General features: G+C 62.9%; 22 protein-coding genes. 20 read left to right on the top strand and 2 right to left on the bottom strand.

Annotated features, from left to right (window positions below):
• Positions 1-17 precede the first annotated feature (17 nt).
• A complete protein-coding gene (lpdA, locus tag ACG0Z6_RS09360; protein WP_394460691.1) occupies positions 18-1,439 on the top strand; it encodes a dihydrolipoyl dehydrogenase in 1,422 nt (473 codons plus the stop codon).
• Positions 1,440-1,516: 77 nt separating this feature from the next.
• On the top strand, positions 1,517-2,617 hold the full coding sequence (gene zapE / locus ACG0Z6_RS09355; protein WP_394460690.1) for a cell division protein ZapE: 1,101 nt from the start codon (positions 1,517-1,519) through the stop codon (positions 2,615-2,617).
• A 21-nt stretch (positions 2,618-2,638) separates the two neighbouring features.
• Here the strand turns inward: zapE and ACG0Z6_RS09350 are convergent, their stop codons facing one another.
• On the bottom strand, positions 2,639-3,403 hold the full coding sequence (locus ACG0Z6_RS09350) for a PP2C family protein-serine/threonine phosphatase (protein ID WP_394460687.1): 765 nt from the start codon (positions 3,401-3,403) through the stop codon (positions 2,639-2,641).
• Positions 3,404-3,545: 142 nt separating this feature from the next.
• Here ACG0Z6_RS09350 and ACG0Z6_RS09345 point away from each other — a divergent pair, with 142 nt between their 5' ends.
• Positions 3,546-5,654, top strand: a complete 2,109-nt coding sequence (locus tag ACG0Z6_RS09345; RefSeq protein WP_394460685.1) for a DNA repair helicase YoaA — start codon at positions 3,546-3,548, stop codon at positions 5,652-5,654.
• On the opposite strand, the gene ACG0Z6_RS09340 is transcribed toward ACG0Z6_RS09345, so the two are convergent.
• Positions 5,619-6,458 carry an outer membrane protein assembly factor BamD gene (locus ACG0Z6_RS09340; protein ID WP_394460683.1) on the bottom strand — a complete coding sequence of 280 codons (840 nt, stop codon included), beginning with the start codon at positions 6,456-6,458 and terminating at the stop codon, positions 5,619-5,621. The genes ACG0Z6_RS09345 and ACG0Z6_RS09340 overlap by 36 nt on opposite strands.
• 44 nt (positions 6,459-6,502) lie before the next feature.
• On the opposite strand from ACG0Z6_RS09340, the gene ACG0Z6_RS09335 reads away from it, so the two are divergent.
• The 17 genes from ACG0Z6_RS09335 (at position 6,503) to ACG0Z6_RS09255 (ending at position 23,770) form a co-directional block, all read left to right on the top strand.
• Positions 6,503-7,567, top strand: a complete 1,065-nt coding sequence (locus tag ACG0Z6_RS09335) for an RluA family pseudouridine synthase (RefSeq protein WP_394460681.1) — start codon at positions 6,503-6,505, stop codon at positions 7,565-7,567.
• A gap of 325 nt (positions 7,568-7,892) precedes the next feature.
• Positions 7,893-8,546: an SMC-Scp complex subunit ScpB gene (gene scpB, locus ACG0Z6_RS09330; protein WP_394460679.1), complete on the top strand. Its 654-nt coding sequence runs from the start codon at positions 7,893-7,895 to the stop codon at positions 8,544-8,546.
• A gap of 10 nt (positions 8,547-8,556) precedes the next feature.
• On the top strand, positions 8,557-10,374 hold the full coding sequence (locus tag ACG0Z6_RS09325) for a pseudouridine synthase (RefSeq protein ID WP_394460677.1): 1,818 nt from the start codon (positions 8,557-8,559) through the stop codon (positions 10,372-10,374).
• 82 nt (positions 10,375-10,456) lie between these two features.
• Entirely contained in the window at positions 10,457-10,882 is a 426-nt protein-coding gene (ndk, locus tag ACG0Z6_RS09320; protein WP_394460675.1) for a nucleoside-diphosphate kinase, read from the top strand.
• 57 nt (positions 10,883-10,939) lie between these two features.
• The gene (rlmN, locus tag ACG0Z6_RS09315; protein ID WP_394460673.1) at positions 10,940-12,052 is read left to right on the top strand and encodes a dual-specificity RNA methyltransferase RlmN; all 1,113 of its coding nucleotides are present in this window, start codon (positions 10,940-10,942) and stop codon (positions 12,050-12,052) included.
• 23 nt (positions 12,053-12,075) lie between these two features.
• The gene (gene pilW, locus ACG0Z6_RS09310; RefSeq protein ID WP_394460671.1) at positions 12,076-12,900 is read left to right on the top strand and encodes a type IV pilus biogenesis/stability protein PilW; all 825 of its coding nucleotides are present in this window, start codon (positions 12,076-12,078) and stop codon (positions 12,898-12,900) included.
• 10 nt (positions 12,901-12,910) lie between these two features.
• Entirely contained in the window at positions 12,911-13,834 is a 924-nt protein-coding gene (locus ACG0Z6_RS09305; protein ID WP_394460670.1) for a RodZ domain-containing protein, read from the top strand.
• Positions 13,835-13,870: 36 nt separating this feature from the next.
• Entirely contained in the window at positions 13,871-15,181 is a 1,311-nt protein-coding gene (gene ispG / locus ACG0Z6_RS09300) for a flavodoxin-dependent (E)-4-hydroxy-3-methylbut-2-enyl-diphosphate synthase (RefSeq protein ID WP_394460669.1), read from the top strand.
• A 1-nt stretch (position 15,182) separates the two neighbouring features.
• On the top strand, positions 15,183-16,493 hold the full coding sequence (hisS, locus tag ACG0Z6_RS09295; protein WP_394460667.1) for a histidine--tRNA ligase: 1,311 nt from the start codon (positions 15,183-15,185) through the stop codon (positions 16,491-16,493).
• A 30-nt stretch (positions 16,494-16,523) separates the two neighbouring features.
• Positions 16,524-17,198: a YfgM family protein gene (locus tag ACG0Z6_RS09290; protein WP_394460665.1), complete on the top strand. Its 675-nt coding sequence runs from the start codon at positions 16,524-16,526 to the stop codon at positions 17,196-17,198.
• Positions 17,195-18,328, top strand: coding sequence for an outer membrane protein assembly factor BamB (bamB, locus tag ACG0Z6_RS09285; RefSeq protein ID WP_394460663.1), 1,134 nt, complete (start codon positions 17,195-17,197; stop codon positions 18,326-18,328). The genes ACG0Z6_RS09290 and bamB overlap by 4 nt, the downstream gene beginning before the upstream one ends.
• A gap of 50 nt (positions 18,329-18,378) precedes the next feature.
• Positions 18,379-19,716: a ribosome biogenesis GTPase Der gene (gene der / locus ACG0Z6_RS09280; RefSeq protein ID WP_394460661.1), complete on the top strand. Its 1,338-nt coding sequence runs from the start codon at positions 18,379-18,381 to the stop codon at positions 19,714-19,716.
• An 83-nt stretch (positions 19,717-19,799) separates the two neighbouring features.
• Positions 19,800-20,042, top strand: coding sequence for an RNA chaperone Hfq (gene hfq / locus ACG0Z6_RS09275; protein WP_394460659.1), 243 nt, complete (start codon positions 19,800-19,802; stop codon positions 20,040-20,042).
• A 33-nt stretch (positions 20,043-20,075) separates the two neighbouring features.
• The gene (hflX, locus tag ACG0Z6_RS09270; protein ID WP_394460657.1) at positions 20,076-21,326 is read left to right on the top strand and encodes a GTPase HflX; all 1,251 of its coding nucleotides are present in this window, start codon (positions 20,076-20,078) and stop codon (positions 21,324-21,326) included.
• Between the two features lie 19 nt (positions 21,327-21,345).
• Entirely contained in the window at positions 21,346-22,584 is a 1,239-nt protein-coding gene (gene hflK / locus ACG0Z6_RS09265) for an FtsH protease activity modulator HflK (RefSeq protein WP_394460655.1), read from the top strand.
• Between the two features lie 17 nt (positions 22,585-22,601).
• Positions 22,602-23,495 (top strand): protease modulator HflC, encoded by an 894-nt coding sequence (hflC, locus tag ACG0Z6_RS09260; protein WP_394460653.1) that lies wholly within the window; start codon positions 22,602-22,604, stop codon positions 23,493-23,495.
• 83 nt (positions 23,496-23,578) lie between these two features.
• A complete protein-coding gene (locus ACG0Z6_RS09255) occupies positions 23,579-23,770 on the top strand; it encodes a DUF2065 domain-containing protein (RefSeq protein WP_394460650.1) in 192 nt (63 codons plus the stop codon).

Here is a 23,770-nt window from a genome sequence, read left to right as displayed (position 1 = left end):
AATCCAGGATTGACACCATGAGTACCAAAAACTTTGACGTCGTCGTGATCGGCGGCGGCCCTGGCGGCTATATCGCCGCCATCCGTGCGGCCCAGCTGGGCTTCAACACGGCCTGTATCGATGAGTGGAAGAACGACAAGGGCGGCCCCGCGCCCGGTGGCACTTGCACCAACGTCGGTTGCATCCCCTCCAAGGCCCTGTTGCAGTCGTCCGAGCATTTCGAGCACGCCAACAAGCACTTCGCCGAGCACGGCATCACGGCTGACAACGTCCAGATCGACGTGGCCAAGATGATTGGCCGCAAGGCCACCGTCGTGAAGCAAAACAACGACGGCATCTTGTACCTGTTCAAGAAGAACAAGGTCAGCTTCTTCCACGGCCGTGGTTCTTTCGTGGGCGCCAAAGACGGCGTCTACGAACTCAAGGCCGGTGAAGAGACGGTGACGGCCAAACACGTCGTCATCGCCACGGGCTCCAACGCCCGCCAGCTGCCCGGCGCTGAATTCGATGAAGAGCTGATCCTCTCCAACGACGGCGCGCTGCGCATTGGCGCCACGCCCAAAACGCTGGGCGTGATTGGCTCGGGCGTGATCGGCCTGGAAATGGGTTCGGTGTGGCGCCGCCTGGGTGCGGAAGTCACCATCCTCGAAGCCATGCCGGCCTTCCTGGCCGCGGCCGATGAGTCCGTGGCCAAGGAAGCGGCCAAGGTCTTCAAGAAGCAGGGCCTGGACATCCAGCTCGGCGTGAAGATTGCGTCCGTGACCAAGGGCAAAGACAGCGTCACCATCGCCTACGCTGATGCCAAGGGCGCTGAGCAGACTCTGGTGGTGGACAAGCTCATCGTGTCGATCGGCCGTGTGCCCAACACCATTGGCCTCAACCCCGAAGCCGTGGGCTTGAAGCTCGACGAGCGCGGCGCCATCGTGGTGGACGACGAGTGCAAGACCAATCTGCCCGGCGTCTGGGCGGTGGGTGATGTGGTGCGTGGCCCCATGCTGGCACACAAGGCCGAAGAAGAAGGCGTGGCCGTGGCTGAGCGCATTGCGGGCCAGCACGGGCATGTCAACTTCGCCACCATTCCTTGGGTCATCTACACCAGCCCCGAAATCGCCTGGGTGGGCAAGACTGAGCAGCAGCTCAAGGCCGAAGGCGTGCCCTACAAGGCCGGTCAATTCCCCTTCCTGGCCAATGGCCGCGCACGTGCGCTGGGCGACACCACGGGCTTCGTGAAAATGTTGGCCCACGCCCAGACTGACGAAGTGCTGGGCGTGCACATCATCGGCCCCATGGCCTCAGAGTTGATTGCTGAGGCGGTGATGGCCATGGAGTTCAAGGCCAGCGCCGAGGACATTGCCCGCATCTGCCACGCGCACCCGAGCCTGAGCGAAGCGACCAAGGAAGCGGCCCTGGCCGTGGACAAGCGCACGCTGAACTTCTGACCGCAACTGCAGGTCTAGCAACGTGACAAAAGGGCGGCCACGGGCCGCCCTTTTGCCTGAGTACCCCGGGTTTTGCCATGACGACTGTTCAAGAGCTTTACGACCAATCCCTGGCCGAGCGCGGCTACCAGCCCGACCCAGCACAGCTGCGCGCCATCACGGCGCTGCAGCGCTGCCAAGACGAGTGGGTGGCCTACAAATCGCGGCGCAGCAACGCTGTGGCCAAACTCCTGGTGCGCCCGCCTATTCCCCGCGGCGTGTACATGTACGGCGGGGTGGGGCGCGGTAAGAGCTTTTTGATGGACTGCTTTTTCCAGGCCGTGCCCCTGAAGCGCAAGACCCGGCTGCACTTTCACGAGTTCATGCGCGAGGTGCACCGCGAGCTGCAAGACCTCAAGGGCATTGCCGACCCACTCGAAGAGCTGGGGCGACGCATTGCCAAGCGTTTCCGGCTGATTTGCTTCGACGAATTCCATGTGGCGGACGTGACCGACGCCATGATTCTTCACCGCCTTCTGGACTCGCTGTTCAAGAACCGCGTCTCCATCGTCACCACCTCCAATTTCCACCCCGACGAGCTCTACCCCAACGGCTTGCACCGCGACCGCATCCTGCCCGCCATTGCCTTGCTCAAGGCGCAGTTGGAGGTCATCAACGTCGACAACGGCACGGACTACCGCCGCCGTTCTCTGGAGCAGGTGGAGCTCTACCACATGCCGCTGGATGCGCAGGCCCAAGCCGCGCTGACGCAGGCCTTTGACAGCCTGGCCGAAACCAAGGATGAAGACACGCAGCTCCACATCGAGCATCGCGTGCTGCAGGCGCGCAGGCGCGCCGGTGGTGTGGTGTGGTTTGACTTCCAGACCCTGTGCGGCGGGCCGCGCTCGCAAAACGACTATCTCGAGTTGGCTTCGCGTTTTCACACGCTGATCCTGTCCGACGTGCCCGAGATGCCGCTGCGCCTGGCCAGCGAAGCAAGGCGCTTCACCTGGCTGGTCGATGTGCTTTACGACCGCCGTGTGAAGCTCATCATCTCGGCCGAAGTGGCGCCCGAGCAGCTCTACACCGAAGGGCCGCTTGCGCACGAGTTCCCGCGCACGGTGTCGCGGCTGCGCGAGATGCAGTCCAAGGAGTATCTGGACCTGGAGCGGCGCGAGGTCGACACCTCGCTGACTTGAGGGCTGCGCCGCGGCGGTGCTTCAGACCAGCGCGTCGAGCTTGATGACGACCAGCGAGAGGTTGTCGCCGCTGCCCCGGGCGCGGAGTCGGGCTTTGCTGATGAGGAACTCAGCCGCTTCGCGCGGCTCCAGGCTGTGCAGCACGCCGCTCAACTCGGTCTCGGTGAAGTAGTGCCACAGGCCGTCTGAGCAGGCCATGACGCAGTCGCCCAATGTCAAATCGTCAATGCGCGTCTGCACGGGCTTGGGTTCTGACGCAGTACCCAAGCAGCCCGTGAGCAAGTTCGATTGAGGGTGGGTGTGGGCTTCCGCCTCGGTGAGTTGCCCCATGTCGATGAGGCGCTGCACATAGCTTTGGTCCGAGGTGCGCTGTAGCAGCTTCTCACCGCGAAAGTGATAGATGCGCGAATCCCCGCTGTGGATCCAATCACAGCGTCGTCCGTGCATCAAGAAGGCTGCCACCGTGCTGTGAGGCTCCTCTTCAGTGGAGATGGCGGTGAGGCGAATCATCAGATGCGACTCCGAGATCACCTGTAGCAGCAGCTGCGCAGGATCCTCGATAGCAGGCGCGAAACTCTCAAACAACTGCTGTGCCGTGAGCAGGACTTGGTCGGCTGCTTTGCGTCCGCCACTCTTGCCTCCCATACCGTCGGCAACAACGCCCAGAACGCAGCTGGGAACGTGCCGATGCTTGATCAGCAGAACTTGATCTTGCTGATAGGGCCGGTCACCACGATGAATGCCGGTAGCACCGCTGATGCGAAAGCCCGATGGGGGAGGAGTCATGCCAAAACTATAATCCCGTGTCCCCTACAGCTTGGGCAGAAATGCGCGGTTTTCGCGCATGAGCTCGTGGGCGTTTGGGAAACCCCACGCATGAGTACGGGCAGTTTTGTGTTTCCTATGCCCCAGACCACCATAGGCGCGCATGACGACTTCGACGCCAAGCCCTAGCCCTTCACAAACCACCACAGACGTTCCTCAAGCACCAGCACAGCCTACCGCTGCAGAGCTGGACGCCTGGGTGCGTGCTGCATTTGAGCCAGGTGGTCCCTTGGAGGCGGGCGCCAATCGTTACTTGCCGCGCCAAGCCCAATTGCAAATGGCGCGTGCCGTGGCGCGCGCCATTGCCGAACGACAGCCGCTGGTGGTGGAGGCTGGCACGGGCGTGGGGAAAACCTTTGCCTACTTGGTGCCTGCGCTGCTGTCGGGGTGCCGGGTGCTGGTCAGCACGGCCACAAAGAGCCTGCAAGATCAGCTCTACATGCGGGACCTCCCGCGCCTGATTCAAGCCCTGAGCCTGCCCCTGCGCACTGCGCTGCTCAAAGGGCGGTCCAGCTACCTGTGCTGGTACCGCCTTGAGCAAGCCCGGCACAGTGAAGCGCTGCCCGACCGCCGTGCCGTGGCGCAGCTCGCGCGCATCGAGCTGTGGTCGCAGGGCACGCGCACGGGCGATTTCGCGGAAATCGACGGGCTGGACGAGCGCTCACCCGTGCTGCCCTTGGTCAGCTCCACGCGCGACAACTGCTTGGGCAACGACTGCCCACGCTACCGAGACTGCCATGTGGTGCGCGCACGGCGCGAAGCCATGGAGGCTGATGTGGTGGTGGTCAACCACCACTTGTTTTTCGCCGACCTGGTGTTGCGCGACACCGGTGTGGCCGAGCTGCTGCCCAGCGTCGATGTGGCCATTTTTGACGAGGCCCATCAGCTTACCGAGGCGGGACTGGCCTTTTTGGGCAAGACCTTGGGCAGCGCGCAGCTGTTTGATGTGGCGCGCGACATCATCGGCGGCGGGCTGACCCATGCGCGTGGCATGCATGATTGGCAGGCTCTGGCTGGTGGCATTGAGTCCGCAGCGCGCGAGCTGCGCTTGGCGGTGGTGGATGGTGAGGCGCCGCGCATCACGATCAAACTGCGCTGGGAGCAATGCCGCAAGCGCCCTGATTTGCATGCCGCCCTGGCCAGCGTGCAATGCGCACTTGAAGACGCCGAAGCCGCTTTGCAGACGGTTCAGAAAAGCCACCCGGACATGACGCGCTTGACCGAACGCTGCACCCAGCTGCAAGGCATGGCGCAGTTGTTCTCAGCTGAGACTCAGCCCGGCCATGTGCGTTGGGTGGATTGCGGGGCGCATCATGTGCGCCTGGTGGAGTCGCCTCTGGACGTGCGTGAAGCGCTCAATGAGCAGCGCGAACGGGGAGGCAAGGCCTGGATCTTCACCTCGGCCACCTTGGGTGAGGACGACGCACTGCGCTGGTTCACAGAGCCGACCGGCTTGGAAGATGCCGCCACACTCAAGCTCGGCAGCCCCTTTGATTACGCCGCGCATGGTCGGCTCTATGTGCCCAGGGGCTGCCCCAAGCCTGGAGGGCCTGAGCACCCCTTGGCTGTGGCTGAGTTGGCCGCACGCTGCGCGGCGCAGCTGGGTGGGCGCACCTTTGTGCTGACCACCACCCTTCGTGCCCTGCAAGATATTGGCAGTGCTCTGGAGGAGAAGCTGCAGGCCATGGGCCAGACGCTCACGGTGCTGGTTCAAGGGCGCATGCCCAAGCGCCAGTTGCTGCAGCGCTTTGTGTCAGAGCCGAATTCAGTGCTGGTGGGTTCGGCCAGCTTTTGGGAGGGGATCGACGTCGCAGGCGATGCTTTGCAGTGCGTCATCATCGACAAGCTGCCATTTCCGCCGCCGGGTGACCCCATGGTTGAAGCCTGGGTGCAGCGCCTGGAGGCGCAGGGGCGCAACGCTTTTTCCGACTACTTTGTGGCTGAGGCTGCCATCGCACTCAAGCAGGGCGGCGGGCGTTTGATACGCACCGAGTCTGACCGCGGTTTGCTGGTGGTTTGCGACCCGCGCCTGGCAGGCATGCACTACGGCAAGCGCCTGCGCGCGGCCTTGCCGCCCATGGCACTTGTGCCCAATCTGGAGGCGGCGCTGGAGTGGCTCGGTCAGCTGCGTGCCGATCACGGTGCCGCCGAGCCAGGGTCTTTCAGCCTGGGTGATTTACCAAAACTTCCACCAGCGTTTTTCGGACGCTGAGGCGTTCTCGGCCAAGTGCCGGCTCTTCGGGAAGTTGGTCTTCAAAACCCGCAAGGCATCGTCGCGCAGGGCTGGCAGCTGCAGTTTGTTGTAGCTCTCAGCCATGATGAACAAAGCATCCTCAACCACCGGCGCGTACTGAAATTCCTGCACCGCTGTTTGCGCCCGGTTCACTGCTGCCAAATAGGCGCCGCGCTGGTAGTAGTAGCGCGCCACATGCACCTCGTAAGCCGCCAGGCTGTTGGTGATGAAGTCAATGCGCAGGCGCGCGTCAGGTGCGTAACGGGAGTCAGGGAATTGCTCCACCAGCTGCTTGAAGGCTTGCACGGCATCGCGCGAGGCCTGCTGGTCGCGCTCGGTGATGTCTTGGCGCGCCACGCGGCCGAACAGCCCCAGATCGTCGTTGAAGTTCACCACACCCTTCATGTAGATCGCGTAGTCCAGTGCGGGGCTCGAGGGGTTGAGCTTGATGAAGCGATCCAGCGTGGTGATGGCCTGCGCACGCTCGCCCGACTTGTATTGCGCCCAGGCTTGTTCCAGCTGCGCTTGTTGCGCCAGCAGCGTGCCGGCGGCGCGGCCTTCGACGCGCTCCAGGGTTTTGATGGCGCGGTCATAGTTGCCAGCGGACAAATCGTCCTTGGCCTCTGAATACAATTTGTCCAGTCCGGCTTGCGAATTTGGATCTTCCGGGGTGGAAGAGCAACCGGCCAAGGTCAACGCGGTCGCCAAGGCGATGCCCAAAAGCAAACCGTTGGAAGTAAGGGGCTTGGCAGTGCGGTGCGGCGTGGCGCGCAGTTCAGTCATGGTCCCGATCCGTGGCAGGCAGCTGCCCAGAGATGGTCATTTGGATGAACGATTATAGAGTTCGCGCCAGCGGCAAACCCGCAGGCAAAACTGGCGTCGCTGGCATGGTGCCAGACGCTGATCTCGCCTTGATGCCGGTGTTGGACGACGGTGCGGAGGACGAAGGCACGCCAGGCAATCTGGAGACGCGCAGCGCGCAAGTGGGTATTGATGAGCAAGGCCTGCGCCTGGATAAATTTCTGGTGGGTTTGGCGCCAGAGTTTTCTCGCAGCCATTTGCAAGCGCTGGTGAATCGCGGTGTGGTGCGCGTTGATGGCCAGGTGCAAACCCAAGCGTCACGCAAGCTGCGTTTTGCGCAACGCGTCGAAGTCGAACTGCACCCCACTGAGGAAAGCCGCGCCTTTGTGCCCCAAGCCATGCCGCTGGATGTGGTGTATGAAGACGAACACCTGCTGGTGCTGTGCAAGCCCGCCGGGTTGGTGGTGCATCCGGCTGCGGGCAATTGGTCAGGCACGCTGCTCAATGGGCTGCTGGCCTACCACGCGGCTGCGGCGACGCTGCCGCGGGCTGGCATTGTTCATCGTCTGGACAAAGACACATCCGGGCTGATGCTGGTGGGCAAGAGCTTGGTGGCGGTGACGGCCTTGGTGCGCATGATCGCGGCACGCCAGGTTCACCGCGAGTACTTCGCCCTGGCCTGGGGTGAGGTGCCTGAGGCTTTGCATATCGACGCACCGCTGGGGCGCGACCCGCAAAGCAGAGTCAAGATGGCCATCGTGGGTGGTGGCAAGCCTGCGCAGACGGATGTCTATGCCCTGGGGCTGGGGGCGAGCGAGCAGGGGCGTGCGCTCAGCGCGGTTCGGTGTGTGCTGCACACCGGGCGCACACACCAAATACGCGTGCACCTCGCCAGTCGAGGGTACCCGCTGCTGGCGGACCACGTTTATGGCGGTGCTGCAGCCTTGGGTTTGCAGCGCCAGGCTTTGCACGCGATGCGCTTGACTTTGGCTCACCCCATTGAGGGCCGAGCGCTGTCGTTTGAGTCGCCGCTGCCAGTGGATTTGGCTGCTGCGTGCACAGATGCGGGTTTGCCTGAGTTGGTGATTTGATATTGCGGCTTTGTGGCAACAGCTGATACGGTTAGAATTGCCTCCATAACCCGCGTCAGGCGGGCTGATAAGTCAAATAGTTTGGGGTTGATTTGCGTGCCAAGAGGTTCGTCGGTCGCAAATGCAGCTCGCCACGATGAGCCTGTTTAGCGGGTTGGGCGAGTTCAAAAATCAACCCCTCGCGCCAGCGGCTGTTGAAGTGCAGCGGCGCCTACGAGTACGCCGGGTGTTCCGGTGTTCGGCCCTTGGGCCCTACCTTGAATTGAAGACTTTGCGCCACGATGGCCATCCTCTTCATTGCCGCAGAGCGGCTTTTGCATAGCTCATGAATACCCAGGATGCCAAACGCGTCCTAGAAGCGGCCTTGCTGGTGGCTCAGCAGCCGTTGACCATGCGTGATCTGCGCAGCTTGTTTGCTGACGAGCTGGGGGCGGATGCGCTTAGCGCGTTGTTGGATGAGTTGGTGGCTGATTGGCAGGGGCGCGGCGTCGAGCTGGTGTCTTTGGCCTCGGGTTGGCGTTTCCAAAGCCGGCCTGAGATGCGTCAGTACCTGGATCGGTTGCACCCTGAAAAGCCGCCGCGCTACTCGCGTGCGGTGCTGGAGACCCTGGCCATCGTTGCCTATCGCCAGCCGGTGACTCGTGGTGATATCGAGGATGTTCGCGGCGTGGTGGTGTCAAGCCAGATCGTCAAACAGCTCGAAGATCGAAATTGGATTGAGGTGGTCGGGCACCGTGAAGCCCCGGGGCGCCCGGCGCTCTACGCCACGACCCACCAGTTCCTGGATGACCTGGGTTTGTCCAGCCTGGATCAGTTGCCCGCCATGCATGAGGTGGGCGCGGATCCTGAGGCCATGCTGGCGGCCTCAATGCAAGAAAGTTTGCTGGGGGCAGCGCCAGACGCGCTCTCGGATGTGACAGATGGGGATGAGCGTTTGCCAGTGACTGAAGGCGACGCTGCTCTGATTGACGGAAAGTGAAACCGCAAGCATGAATGCCAACGACACCGACAAGCAGCCGCTGATGGCCGCAGACGAAAAATCCGACGAGGGCGTGTCGCCCGCGGCGACGCCGCGTCGGCGCCCCCGCAAGTCTGCAGAGGCGCAAGCTGACGTGGCCGTAACGGCGTCGGTCGGCGGGGCTGAGGCTGCGCCTGCAGGCGAGTCGCCCAAGCCGCGTCGTCGTTCGACACGCGCTCCTCAGCCTGAGCAGCAGGAATTGCTGCCTTTGGCGGATGGTGAATCCGTTGTGGCTGAGCCTGCTGTGCGTGCGCCGCGTCGTCGCCGTGCGCCTGAGGCGGTCGAGGCTGTTGTTGCAAGCGAGCCCGCTCCAGCTGCTGAGGCGGGGGAGTTGGAGGCTGCAGAGGCTGGTGCTGATGCTCAAACCTTTGAGGCGGCAGATCAAGAGCCCCAGCTCACGCCTGAGCAATTGCAAGCCTTGGCGCAGGAGCGTTTTGCGCAAGTGCTGACGGGCGAATTCGATGTCGAAGACGCTGCGCCTGAAGGCGGTGAGGCTGCTCTGGCGTCTGCCGACGCAGCGGCTTCCGGCCAGCCTGCCAAGCGGGTGCTGGCGCCTGAGCCTGACGCCCCCAAGCTGCAAAAAGTGCTGGCGCAAGCGGGTGTGGGTTCGCGACGCGATATCGAGGAGCTGATTGCTCAGGGCAAGATCACCGTCAATGGTGACGTGGCCCATGTGGGGCAGCGCATCTCCTTTGGCGACAAAGTGGTGGTGGCTGGGCGCCCGATTCGGGTGCGTATTGCGCCGCCAGCGCCGCGCATCCTGGCCTACCACAAGCCCGTGGGCGAGGTGGTGACCTTCAACGACCCGGAAGGCCGCCCCACAGTGTTCCGTAGCTTGCCGCGCTTGCCCCAGGGCAAGTGGCAGTCGGTGGGGCGTTTGGATCTGAATACCGAAGGCTTGTTGCTGTTCACCAATTCCGGTGAGTTGGCCAACCAGCTCATGCACCCACGCTTTGGCGTGGAGCGCGAATATGCCGTGCGGGTGCTGGGCACGCTGAGCAACGAGCAAAAGGCTTCGCTGCTGGCGGGTGTGGAAATTGAAGGCCAAGCGGCCAGCTTCAAGAGCATCACTGACGGCGGTGGCGAGGGCGTGAACCGCTGGTACCGCGTCGTGATTACCGAGGGTCGCAATCGCGAAGTGCGCAAGCTCTTCGAGACGGTGGGCTTGGCGGTGAGTCGCCTGATTCGCATCCGCTATGGCACTGTGGTGTTGCCGCGCGGGTTGCGCCGTGGGGTGTACGTGGAGTTGGGTGATGCTGATGTGCGCGTGATCCGTCAGCTTGCCGGGGGTGGACAGTCTGAGCCGCGCCAGGCGCGTGGCGCCGATCGCCAGGACAGAAACAAGCGCCGCCGTGGCGGTGCCAGCGGTGGTCCGCGTCCCAGCCGGCCTGAGCCGCGTCAGGAGGCGCCGCGCCAGGACATGCGTCCGGTGCGCCCTCAGCAAGAGCCGCGTGTGCGCCGTGATTCGGATGAGGACAGCGATGACTTCATTCCGCGCCACATCAACCCGCTGGAGCAGACCTTTGACCGTCGCTTTGTCAGCAACGGCAAGTCGCGCAACATTCCGGCTGGTTTTGGCCGCGGGGGCAGTGACCCGGGCCAAGCGGCTCAAGGCGCGCGCGGTCGAGGTGGCCGAAGCGGTGGCGGGGCTGAGCATCAGCCTGACCCGCTGCAGACCACTGTGGGCTACATCGGTGCAGATGCCTTCCACAACCGTGGCGGGCGAGGTGGGCGTCGCGGCGGTGGTGGTGGTGGGGGCAATGGCGGCGGTGGACGCGGTCGCCGCTGAGCTGCGCTAGCACCGTTTGGTGGTTGGCGCGCTACAATCCAAGGCTTTGCTAAGCACTTTGCTCACTCGAAGGATAGACACCATGGCAATCGAACGCACCCTCTCCATCATCAAGCCTGATGCTGTGGCCAAGAACGTGATCGGTCAGATCTACGCCCGCTTCGAAGGCGCTGGTCTGAAGGTTGTGGCGGCCAAGATGGCCCACCTGTCGCGCAGCGAAGCTGAGGCTTTCTACGCCGTGCACAAGGCACGCCCGTTCTTCAACGATCTGGTGAACTTCATGATCTCCGGCCCTGTGATGATCCAGGTGCTGGAAGGCGAAGGCGCCATCCTGAAGAACCGCGACCTGATGGGCGCAACTGACCCCAAGAAGGCCGAAGCCGGCACCATCCGTGCTGACTTTGCTGACAGCATCGACGCCAACGCCGTGCACGGCTCGGACGCTGCTGAGACCGCTGCGGTCGAAGTGTCGTTCTTCTTCCCCGGCATGAACGTTTACAGCCGCTAAGTCGGCAGCTGAGCCTCTGGTGCCGGCCAGAAGGCCGTTGTAACAAGAGGCAGCATCATGAGCGCGGTCAATCTGCTTGGACTCGATCTCGACAGCTTGGCCGCGTACTGCGAGCAGCTGGGGGAGAAGCGCTTTCGCGCGACCCAGTTGTTTCGCTGGATTCATCAAAAAGGCGCGTCTGACTTTGCTCAGATGTCTGACCTTGCCAAGTCCCTGCGGGACAAACTGGCTGGCCGTGCTCACATCAGTGCGCTGCCAGTGATTACCGAGCAAGTCTCGGCCGACGGCACCATCAAGTGGTTGTTTGACGTCGGGCAGGGCAACGCCGTTGAGGCGGTCTACATCCCCGAAGACGATCGCGCCACCTTGTGCATTTCCAGCCAAGCCGGGTGCGCCGTAGGGTGTCGCTTTTGCTCTACCGGGCATCAGGGCTTCAGTCGCAATCTGGAGACTTGGGAAATCGTGGCGCAGCTCTGGTGGGCTGAGCACAGCCTGCGCAAGCGCTTGGGTGCTACGCAGCGCATCATCTCCAACATCGTCATGATGGGCATGGGCGAGCCGCTGCAGAACTACGGCGCACTGGTGCCCGCGTTGCGGATTTTCTTGGACGACCATGGCTATGGCTTGTCTCGTCGCCGCGTGACGGTGTCGACCTCAGGCGTGGTGCCCATGATCGATCGCCTGCGCGAGGATGTGCCCGTGGCCTTGGCCGTTTCGCTGCACGCACCCAACGACGCTTTGCGCGACCAACTCGTACCGCTGAATCGGAAGTACCCGATTGCGGAATTGCTGGCGTCTTGCGTGCACTACCTGGACAAGGCGCCGCGGGACTTCATTACCTTTGAATACTGCATGCTCGACGGTGTGAACGACACCTTGGAGCATGCGCAAGAGCTGGTGGCCTTGCTGCGCGGCAAGGTGCCTTGCAAGCTCAATCTGATCCCCTTCAATCCCTTTCCGGCGTCAGGTCTTGTGCGCAGCTCGCGCGAGCGTGTGTCGGCGTTTGCTGACGTGCTCCTGCGCGCAGGGCTGGTGACCACGGTGAGAAAAACCCGTGGCGACGACATCGACGCGGCCTGTGGGCAGCTCGCCGGCGAGGTGCAAGACCGCACACGGGTTCATCAGCGACTGCTGCGCCCTGTGGTGGTGGTACAAGCCGGTTCTTCGTGACTCTGAGCAAACTGCTGCAAACCATGACTTTTACGCGTCGCACAAGTGAAGTTTGGGTCGGGTTCAGTCTTCGCGTTTTGGCGCTGGTTGGGCTGAGCTTGATGGCCGCTTGCACCAGCACCACGCCGCAGGGCGCAGCGGCCGGACGTGGTGCGGCACCGGATGCCGCCGAAGTGGAGCGCCGACTGCAAGTTCGCATGGAGTTGGCGGGCGGCTATTTCGAGCGAGGCCAGTTCGATACAGCGCAAGAAGAGTTGCGTCAGGCTTTGCTGTTGCGCCCGGGCTTGCCCGACGCCATCAATCTGCGCAGCCTGATTTATGCCGCAGAGGGCCAGCACGCCAAGGCCGAAGAGGGCTTTCGCCAAGCCTTGGCAGCCAACCCATCGGACGCTGACACAACGCACAACTACGGCTGGTATTTGTGCCAGCGCCAGCGCTTCAGTGACGCGATTGTGCAGTTCCAAAAGGCGCTGGCGCTTCCAACCAACCGCACACCCAACCGCACCTGGTTGGCTCGCGGAGTGTGCGAAGCGCGCGGTGGTCAGTTGGCCCAAGCTGAAGAGAGCCTGATGCGGGCCTACGAATTTGATGCGGGCAATCCTACGGTGGCCGTGAACCTCGCAGAAGTGCTGTTGCGCCGGGGGGCGCTCGAGCGTGCCAGTTATTACGTGCGCCGCGTCAATGCGCGTGACGATCAAATCAACGCCTCCAGCTTGTGGCTGGAGTTGCGTATCGAACGCCGACGTGGGAATGCGTCGGCGGTGGAGGAGTTGAGCATGCAGCTGCGCCAGCGCTTTCCCGCGTCGGCTGAAACTGCGGCTTTGAACAGTGGGCGATTCGATGAGTGAGGGACATGGCATGACTTCAATGCCGGCTGCCGATGCTGCAGCGGTGGATGCTGCCAGTGCTGGTGCGGCACTGCGCCAGGCTCGGGAAGCGCGTGGCTTGCATCTGGCCGCCCTGGCCGTGATGTTGAAAGTGCCGCAAGCCAAGTTGGAGGCGTTGGAGGCTGATCGTTACGACCAGCTTCCGGACGCCACCTTCACGCGTGCGTTGGCGCGTGCCGTTTGCCGTGCGCTCAAGCTCGAAGCTGAGCCCGTATTGGCTTTGTTGCCGCGTGGCGCTGAGCCCTTGGCCAATGGTGTGTCTACAGGCCTGAATCAGCCCTTTCGCGAGCGCTTTGGACGCCAGGAAATCGGTGCTTCTGCTTGGTTTCGGCACCCCTTGGTCTGGGCCGCTGGTGGCGTGATGGTGGCGGCTGTGTTGGTGCTGGCCACGCCATCGCCTTGGTTTTCGGGGTGGGGGGGCTCTCGCGATGGCGCCGCCCAGGCGCCAAGCGCTGCTTCGGATGTGGCCTCGGCCGTGATGCTGGGCGCCCTTGCTGAGGCGCCTGCTGCCAGCGCTGTGCTGAATGCGCCGCCACCCGCGCTGGTTCAGCCTGCGGCCGCTTCGGCACCACAAGTCGCGCCCGCATCACAGGCGGCTGCGGTACCAGCTATTGCGCCTGAGCAAGCGCCACAGGCTTCTGCTGCGGTTCCCGCAGGGGCGCAGCCTTTGCTGGTGAAAGTCACCGCCGAATCTTGGATTGAGGTGGTCGATGCGCGACAGCAGGTGCTGTTGTCCAAGCTCCTGCGCCCGGGACAGCAAGTGGAGCTTCAAGGGCAGCCGCCCTTGAGGCTGCGCGTGGGCAATGTGACGGGAACAGAAATCCGCTTCCGCGGTGCGGTGGTGGACCTCAGTGGCTCGGCGTTGAACAACGTCGCGCGGCTGGAGTTGAACTGAGCAAGCGGCTGAGCGCAGCCAAAGTTGAGTCTTGGGATGAACACGAATTCAGGTTTGAGTGCGGCCGCCTCTGCGTCTGAGGTGGACGGGGCTGAGGAGCTGGTGGCGGCGTCCCAGGTGCGGGCGCGGCAAACTCGCCAGGCCCGCGTGGCCTGGGGTGACCATGTGGTGACCATCGGTGGCGACGCGCCTGTGCGCGTGCAGTCCATGACCAACACCGACACGGTGGACGTGATTGGCACCGCCATCCAGGTCAAGGAGCTGGCGCAAGCGGGCTCTGAGTTGGTGCGCATCACCGTGAACACGCCGGAGGCCGCCGAGGCCGTGCCGCATATTCGCGAGCAGCTCGACCGCATGGGCATTGCAGTGCCACTGGTGGGTGACTTTCACTACAACGGTCACCGGCTGTTGACCGACTACCCGGCCATGGCGCAGGCCTTGTCGAAGTACCGCATCAACCCTGGCAATGTGGGCAAGGGCGACAAGAAAGACCGCCAGTTCGCGCAGATGGTTGAGGCTGCAATGCGCTACGAAAAAGTGGTGCGCATCGGCGTGAACTGGGGCAGTCTGGACCAAGACCTGTTGGCGCAGATGATGGACGACAACGCCCGCCGCGCCCAGCCTTGGGATGGTCAGCAGGTCATGTATCAGGCGCTGATTCAATCGGCGCTGAGCTCTGCTTCCTATGCCCGTGAGCTGGGGCTGAACCCCGACAACATCATCATCAGCTGCAAGGTCAGCGGCGTGCAGGATTTGATTGCTGTCTACCGCGCGCTGAGCCAGCGCTGCGACTACGCGCTGCACCTGGGCCTGACCGAGGCCGGTATGGGCACCAAGGGCACGGTGGCTTCGGCGGCGGCGCTGTCCATCCTCTTGCAGGAGGGCATTGGCGACACCATTCGGGTGTCCCTGACGCCGCAGCCCGGCGAGGCCCGCACCCAAGAGGTGGCTGTGGCGCGGGAGATCTTGCAGTCCCTGGGGCTGCGAGCCTTTAACCCCAGCGTCACCGCCTGTCCAGGCTGTGGACGTACCACCAGCACCACCTTCCAGGAACTGGCCAAGCAGATCGACGATTTTTTGCGCGCGCAAATGCCGGTGTGGCAGTCCAAATACCCGGGCGTTGAGAAACTCAAAGTGGCCGTGATGGGCTGCATCGTCAACGGCCCAGGTGAGAGCAAGCACGCAGATATTGGCATCAGCCTGCCCGGCAATGGCGAAGCGCCAGCCGCGCCTGTGTTCATCGACGGGCAAAAGGCCATGACCCTGCGTGGCGACAACATCGCTGGTGAATTCCACGCCCTTGTGGCGTCTTACATCGAGAAGCGCTTCGGAGGCGAGGCGGCCTGACATGAGCTCCAACAAAAAACCTGAACCCCTGCGTGGCGTTAAGGGCATGAACGACTACTTCGCGCCCGAGTCGGGTCGCTGGGAGTGGTTGGAGGCCCAGCTGCGCGATTTGCTGCGCAGCTACGGCTATCGCAATGCGCGCACACCCATCGTGGAGCCCACGGCACTGTTTGTGCGCGGCATTGGCGAAGTGACCGACATCGTCGAGAAGGAGATGTACACCTTCACCGACAAGCTCAATGGCGATGAGCTGGCCCTGCGCCCGGAAATGACCGCTGGCCTGGTGCGTGCGGTGGTTGAGCACAACGCGCTCTACGACGGGCCGCGTCGCCTGTGGTCCATCGGCCCGGTGTTTCGTCACGAGCGTCCGCAAAAAGGGCGCTACCGCCAGTTCCACCAGCTGGATGTCGAGGCCATGGGCTTTGCCGGTCCGGACGTGGATGCTGAGCTGATCTTGCTCACGCGCGCGCTGTGGCGCCGACTGGGTCTCAAGGAAGGCCAGGACATCGCCTTGGAGCTCAACAGCCTGGGCCAGGCCGAGGAGCGTGCGGCGCACCGTGCGGCGCTGATTGCCTATCTGGAGCGCCATCAGGAGGTTCTGGACGAGGATGCCAAGCGCCGCCTCTACACCAACCCATTGCGCGTGCTGGACACCAAGAACCCTGCGCTGCAGAGCTTGGTAGAGGACGCGCCAAAACTGCTGGACTTTCTGGGCGAAGCCTCGCGCGCTCACCTCCAGGCCGTGTGCGATGCGCTGGACGCCGTGGGGCTGCCCTACCGCATCAACCCCCGCTTGGTGCGGGGTCTGGACTACTACAACCTCACCGTGTTTGAGTGGGTAACACCGCACTTGGGCAGCCAAGCCACCGTGTGCGGCGGTGGCCGCTACGACGGCTTGATTGAACAACTCGGTGGTAAGCCCGCGCCTGCGGTGGGCTTTGGTTTGGGCATGGAGCGCCTGCTCTTGTTGCTCGAAGCGCTAGGCCTGGGGCACGGGGAGTCGGCCCCCGATGTTTACGCCGTGGTGCCTGACCCAGCGGTGCTGCCGCGTGTGTTCCCCGTGCTCGAAGCTTTGCGCGCTGCCGGTGTTGCGGTGCAGATGCACGCGGGTGGGGGCTCTTTCAAGTCACAGTTCAAGAAGGCCGATGCCAGTGGCGCCCAATACGCGCTGATTTTTGGTGGCGACGAACTGGCACGCAACGAAGTCGCACTCAAAGCGCTGCGCGGTGATGGCAATGCACCGCAGCGCAGCTTGGCACTGGCTGAATTGGATGCCTGGGCCCCCGGTCTGGCCCAAGCGGGCAACGCATAATCGCGAATCACCTCTTATCTGAAAACAAGCATGGCGTCTCATCTCGATCTCGAAGAGCAAGAACAGCTGGAGCAACTCAAGGCGTTTTGGAATCGCTGGGGCAATCTCATCACCGGGGTTGTGACCCTGGTCGTGGCTGTTTTCGCGGCGTGGACCGGCTGGAACTGGTGGCAGCGCGAGCAGGGCGTGAAGGCCTCGGCCATGTATGCCGAGCTCGAGCGCGTGGCCCGTGCGGGTGACTTGGAAAAGACGCAGCAGGTGTTTGCTGACATCAAAGATCGCTTTGCCAAAACCACCTACGCGGGTCAAGCCGCTTTGGTGGCAGCCAAGCTGCAAGCCGACAAGGGCAAGGCCGACGAGGCGCGCGCCACCTTGACCTGGGCCACCGCGCAAGCCCAGCCTAACCCGCTGCGTGATGTGGCGCGTTTGCGCCTGGCGGGCTTGCACATGGATGCCAAGCAGTACGACGAGGCTGCCAAGGCGCTTGATGCCATCGAGTCCGCTGACTTTGCCGCGCTGCAAGCCGATCGCCGCGGCGACCTTGCGCTGCTCAAAGCTCAGCCCGATCAAGCGCGCGAGCAATTCAAGAAGGCCTACACCACACTCAAGGCGGAAGACCAGTACCGCCGTCTGGTGGAGGTCAAGCTGGCCAGCCTGGGTGTCGACGCTGAAACCCTCAAAAGCACCGAAGGGGCCGCGAAATGACGCGCGCTAGCCTGCTGAAATCTGCGGCCTTGCTGGTGAGCGTCGCGGCGCTGACTGCTTGCAGCGTGTTTGGCGACTCCAATGCGCCCAAGCCTTCGCCGCTGGAGGCCTTCACCCCCGAGCTCAAGGTCGCGACGGTCTGGAACAAGAGCACCGACACCGTGGGCTTCCCGCTGTCGGTGGCTACACCCAAGGGTCAGTTTGTGCTGGCCTCTGGCGATGGCGTGGTGCGTGCTTTGGCTGCGCAAGATGGCGCCGAGCTGTGGCGTGCCGAGCTCAAACAAAGCCTCAGCGCGGGCGTGGGCAGCGATGGCCGGTTTGCCGCCGTTGTGACGCGTAAAAACGAGCTGACGGTGTTGGAGCAAGGCCAGACCAAGTGGAGCAAGACGCTGGTCACGCCCGTGGTGGCTGCACCGCTGGTGGCGGGCGAGCGCGTGTTTGTGCTGACGGTTGACCGCGCCGTGCTGGCGTTTGACGCGCAAGACGGCCGCAAGCTGTGGGAACTGCGTCGTCCTGGCGAGCCCCTGACGCTGAAGCAGGCTGGCGTGATCGCGGCCTACCAAAACACCTTGCTGGTAGGGCAAGGTGCCCGCCTGACCGGTGTGGACCCCAACCGCGGCAGCGTGCAATGGGAAGCCGCTGTGGCCAACCCGCGTGGTACGAACGAGGTGGAGCGCTTGGCTGACTTGGTGGCGCCGCATGTGCGCGCCGGCGATGTGGTGTGCGCGCGTTCCTTCCAGTTTGCTGTGGGCTGCGTCAACGCCGCACGTGGCACGCCGGTGTGGAGCCGTAATGTCGGTGGCAACCAGGGCATAGGCGGCGACGCTGAGCTGGTGGTTGGCGCTGATGCTTCGGACCGCATGACGGCTTGGTCCACTCGCAACGGTGATGTGGTTTGGACGGCGCAGCAGTTCCAGCATCGCAAGCTGGGTGTGCCAGCAGTTCTGGACCGCGCCATCGTGGTCGGCGATGCCGAAGGCTATGTGCACTTCCTCAGCCGGGACAAAGGCAAAACGCTGCAGCGCATCACCACCGATGGCTCTGCCATCGCTGCACCTCCCGTAGTTTCAGGCACCACCTTGTTGGTGGTGACACGCCGCGGCGCACTCTTTGCCATACGACCGCAATAAGCCACCCCAACGCCCCGCTTGCGGGGCGTTCTTCGTAGTACCGTACAAACATGAAACCCGTGATCGCCCTGGTGGGCCGCCCCAACGTCGGCAAATCGACGCTGTTCAACCGACTGACCAAAAGTCGGGACGCCATCGTGGCCGACTTTGCTGGATTGACCCGAGACCGCCACTACGGCGATGGGCGCATGGGGCAACGCGAATACATCGCCATCGACACCGGCGGCTTTGAGCCTGACTGCTCCAGCGGCATTGTTCAGGAAATGGCCAAGCAAACCCAGCAAGCTGTGGCCGAAGCCGATGCGGTGGTGTTTGTGGTGGACGTGCGCACCGGCGTGTCTGGCCAAGACCACGACATTGCGCGCTATCTGCGCCAATGCAACAAGCGCGTGTTTTTGGCCGTCAACAAGGCCGAGGGCATGAGCGACTCGCCCTTGCTGGCTGAGTTCTACGAGCTGGGCATTGGTGACCCGCACCCCATCTCTGCAGCGCATGGTCAAGGCATTCGCAGCCTCATCGAGGCGGTGTTGGCTGACTTTGAAACGCCCGAGGACGAAGAGGCGCTGCCCGACGGTGACGAAGAGCCTGTGATCCGCCTGGCCGTGGCAGGCCGCCCCAATGTGGGCAAGAGCACCTTGATCAACACTTGGTTGGGTGAGGAGCGGCTGGTTGCCTTTGACATGCCCGGCACCACGCGCGACGCCATCAGCGTCGACTTTGAGCGCCAGGGTCAACGCTTCAAGCTCATCGACACGGCGGGTTTGCGCAAAAAAGGCAAGGTGTTTGAAGCCATTGAGAAGTTCTCGGTGGTCAAGACTTTGCAGGCCATTGCCGACGCCAATGTGGTGCTGTTGCTGATCGACGCCACCCAAGGCGTGTCCGATCAAGACGCCCACATCGCCGGCTACATCCTCGACAGCGGGCGCGCCGTGGTGGTGGCGATCAACAAATGGGACGCCATCGACAGCTACCAGCGAGAGGTGCTGGAGCGTTCCATTCAGACGCGCTTGGCGTTCTTGCGCTTCGCGCCGGTCTTGCACATCTCGGCGCTCAAGCGCCAAGGCCTGGGGCCGCTGTGGAAGGCGCTGGCTGATGCCTATGCGTCGGCCTATCGAAAAATGACCACGCCGGTTTTGACGCGCCTGATTCACGAAGCCGTTCAGCATCAGACGCCCAAGCGCGCGGGCACGTTCCGTCCCAAGCTGCGCTACGCCCACCAAGGTGGCATGAACCCGCCCATTGTGGTCATTCACGGCAACTCGCTGGATCACGTCAGCGATTCCTACAAGCGCTACATCGAAGGCCGTATCCGCGACCACTACAAACTTGTCGGCACGCCTTTGAAGATCGAGATGCGTTCCTCAAAAAACCCCTTCGCTGAAGACTAATCCCACTGCGCAGCGGGGTTGGCGCCGTGCCTGTGTTAACGTGCGCTCTCCCCCTGTAACACTCCCCCAACACGGAGCATATCGTGAGCAATAAAGGACAACTCTTGCAAGATCCCTTCTTGAATCTGCTGCGCAAGGAGCACGTGCCGGTGTCCATCTATCTGGTCAACGGCATCAAGCTGCAAGGCCATATCGAGTCCTTTGATCAATACGTTGTGTTGCTGCGCAATACGGTGACGCAGATGGTTTACAAGCACGCCATTTCCACGGTGGTCCCCGGGCGTGCTGTGAACTTCCACACTGGCGACACCGACGCCGCCACCTGAACCTGCGGGCCCGAGAGGGTCTGCTGATGTACATTGAGTTCTACAGATCCGACCCATCGCACGCCGCCTCCTGAGGCGGCGCGCGCCATTTTGGTGGGCGTCGATTTTGGCCGGGGGGCCTCTTTCGACCCGACCTTGGATGAATTGGCATTGCTGGCCGAGTCTGCGGGCGATACGCCCGTGGCGCGGGTGGTGGCCCGGCGCAAAGCCCCCGACGCGGCCCTGTTTGTGGGCAGCGGCAAGGCCGACGAAATCAAACTGCTGGTGCAGGCCCACGACGCACACACGGTGCTCTTCGATCAGGCCATTTCACCTGCACAGCAGCGCAATCTGGAGCGCCATCTGGGCGTGCCGGTGGCAGACCGGACCGCGCTGATTCTGGAAATCTTCGCTGCCCGTGCGCAAAGCTTTGAGGGCAAGCTCCAGGTTGAGCTGGCGCAGCTTCAATACCTGGCCACGCGCTTGGTGCGACGCTGGAGTCACTTGGAGCGTCAAAGCGGCGGCATTGGCATGCGCGGCGGCCCGGGTGAGCGGCAGATTGAGCTTGACCGGCGCATGATTGACGAGCGCATCAAGTCCATCAAGGAGCGCTTGCGCAAGGTCGAACGCCAGCGCGGCACTCAGCGGCGCTCGCGCGAACGCAACGGGGTGTTTCGCGTCTCGCTGGTGGGCTACACCAATGCGGGCAAGTCCACCTTGTTCAACGCGCTTGTGAAGGCCCGCACCTACGCTGCGGATCAGCTCTTTGCGACCTTGGACACCACCACGCGCTCGCTATATCTTGAGGACGCAGGGGCGGCCGTTTCGCTGTCTGACACCGTCGGCTTTATCCGCGATTTGCCCCACCGTTTGGTGGAGGCTTTCAAGGCCACCTTGCAGGAAGCTGCGGACGCCGATTTGCTCTTGCACGTGGTGGACGCGGCTTCGCCGGTGGTGGATGAGCAGATGCAGGAGGTGCAGCGTGTGCTCGAGGAGATTGGCGCTGCGCAAATTCCACAGTTGTTGGTGTTCAACAAGCAGGATTTACTGGAGTCACACCAACAGCCGCGCCAGCGAGAGGACTGGGTGGGGGCGGATAAGCTCGGCCGGATGTTGCCGCGGATCTTCGTGAGTGCACACACCGGCGACGGGCTTAGCGCCTTGCGCAATCGCATTGCGGGGGCGATGCGTGACGGTTTGTCGCCACCGTTGAGCCAAACACAGGCTCCGGAGGCCCTGGCCGTGCTCGATACTTCGGGCGCGGCGTGTCCTGAGCTGCCGCCTCCTGCGTCGGGTGACCATTGAAATCACAACAGGCATGACCATGAACCATTTCGACCGCGCTTCAGCGCCCACTGCCTCAACAGGTGACAGCCTGCTCAAGCGTTGGATCCGCACGCTCAGCAATGGCCGTCAGGATGGCCCGCCCGATCTGGATGAGCTCTGGCGCGACTTCAATCGCAAGCTCTCGGGCATGTTTGGCGGCAAGGGCGCCGAGCCGCCACCGCAGCGCGACCAAGACCCCATGCCTTCGCCCGACATGCGCGGCGCAGGCATTGGTGCGGGTGTGGTGGTGGCTGTAGTGGCTGTGGTCTGGCTGGCCAGCGGCCTCTTCATCGTGCAAGAAGGCCACCAAGGTGTGGTCACCTCGTTCGGCAAATACAGCCGCACGGTGGAGGCGGGCATTCAGTACCGTTTGCCTTACCCCTTCCAGGCCAGCGAAGTGGTTCAGGTCACGCAGCTGCGCTCTGTGGACGTGGGGCGCAACTCTGTGGCTCAAAGCACGGGGCTGCGTGATTCGTCCATGCTCACGCAGGATGAAAACATCGTCGACATCCGTTTTACCGTGCAATACCGGCTGAAGGATGCGCGCGAATACCTGTTCGAAAACCTCAAGCCCGACGACGCCGTGTTCCAAGCGGCCGAGGCTGCGGTGCGCGAAATCGTGGGCCGCTCCAATATGGACTCGGTGCTGTACGAACAGCGCGACGCCATTGCTGCTGACTTGGTGCGCTCCATTCAGGCGCAGTTGGACCGACTCAAGGCCGGCATCATTGTGGCCAATGTCAATGTGCAAAGCGTGCAAGCCCCTGAGCAAGTGCAGGCTGCGTTCGATGATGCCGTGAAGGCCGGCGCCGACCGCGAGCGCTTGAAGAACGAGGGCGAGGCTTACGCCAACAACGTCATTCCTGAGGCGCAGGGCAAGGCCGCGCGTCTGCGCGAAGAAGCGCAGGGCTATGCCTCGCGCGTGGTCTCGCAAGCCGAGGGTGATGCTCAGCGCTTCAAGAGCGTGCTGGCGGAATACCAGAAGGCGCCTGCGGTGACCCGCGATCGCCTCTACATCGACACCATGCGCCAGGTCTACTCCAACGTGACCAAGGTGATGGTTGACAGCCGCCAGGGCTCGAATCTGCTCTATCTGCCGCTGGACAAGCTGCTGCAGGCCGGCACGCCTACCGCGACCATCACGGCCACTCAGCCCGTGGCGCCGACCCTGCCAGAAACGGCAAACGGCGCTGGCCGTGACAACAACCTGCGCAGCCGCGAGCGCGACGCCCGCTGATATTCGGAGTTACGCACATGAATCGCATTGTTTCGATCGCGCTGGGGCTTGTGGTCGCCTTGATGGTGGCCAGCTCAACTTTGTTTGTGGTGGATCAGCGCCAGTTCGCGGTGATTTACTCGCTGGGTGAAATCAAGGAAGTGGTGACGGAGCCTGGGCTCAAGTTCAAGCTGCCGCCGCCGCTGCAAAACGTGGTTTTCCTCGACCGGCGCGTGCAGACGCTGGACAGCCCCGAATCGCGTCCCATCTTCACAGCTGAGAAGAAGAGCCTTGTCATCGACTGGCTGGTGAAGTGGCGCGTGACTGATGCGCGCCAATTCATCCGTAACAGTGGCGCAGACATGCGCAATCTGGAGTCGCGACTGAGCCCCATCGTTCAGGCTGCACTTAACGAAGAGGTGACCCGTCGCACCGTGCGCGCTGTCTTGGCCACCGAGCGCGAAAAAGTCATGCAGGACGTGCGCCGCCGCTTGCAAGAAGAAGCCAAGCAGTTCGGTATTGAGGTGCTGGATGTGCGCGTGCGCCGCGTGGACTTTGCCAGCAACATCACTGAGGCCGTTTACAACCGCATGAAGTCGGAACGCACTCGCGTTGCCAACGAGCTGCGCTCCACGGGCTCTGCTGAAGGCGAAAAAATCCGCGCCGATGCAGACCGTCAGCGCGAGGTCATCATTGCCGAAGCCTACAAGGATGCGCAAAAAATCATGGGTGAGGGCGATGCCAAGGCCAGTGCCATCTTTGCCGAAGCCTTTGGTCGCGACCCCGCATTTGCGCAGTTCTACCGCTCCTTGGATGCTTACCGCAGCACTTGGAAGAGCAAGTCTGATGTGATGGTGGTCGACCCCTCAGCGACCGACTTCTTCAAGTCCTTCCGTGGCACGAATGCGCCAGCTGCCGCGCCGCGCAAGTAAATACGGCTGAATAGGCCTTCTCGCTGCGGCCCTTTGATGGGCCGCAGTCGTCTTGTCCCTGATGGCTTTGGTGCTGAATGCCTGTGAGTGACTGGATCTGGGCTGCACTGGCCTTGCTGCTGGTGGCCGAAGGGCTTGGGCCTTTGCTCCATCCCAAGGGCTGGCGTGAGGTGTTTGAGCGCATGCTCACGCTCAGCGATGGGCAGTTGCGCTTTGTGGGCTTGTGCAGCGTGCTGGTGGGTTTGCTGCTCGGTGCGCTGGTCTGGTTGCACTGA

It is taken from the genome of Roseateles rivi (genome assembly GCF_043555845.1).
Classification (GTDB): domain Bacteria; phylum Pseudomonadota; class Gammaproteobacteria; order Burkholderiales; family Burkholderiaceae_C; genus Roseateles; species Roseateles rivi.
The sequence above is the reverse complement of the archived record's forward strand: the minus strand, read 5'-3'. Positions and strand labels throughout refer to the sequence as shown.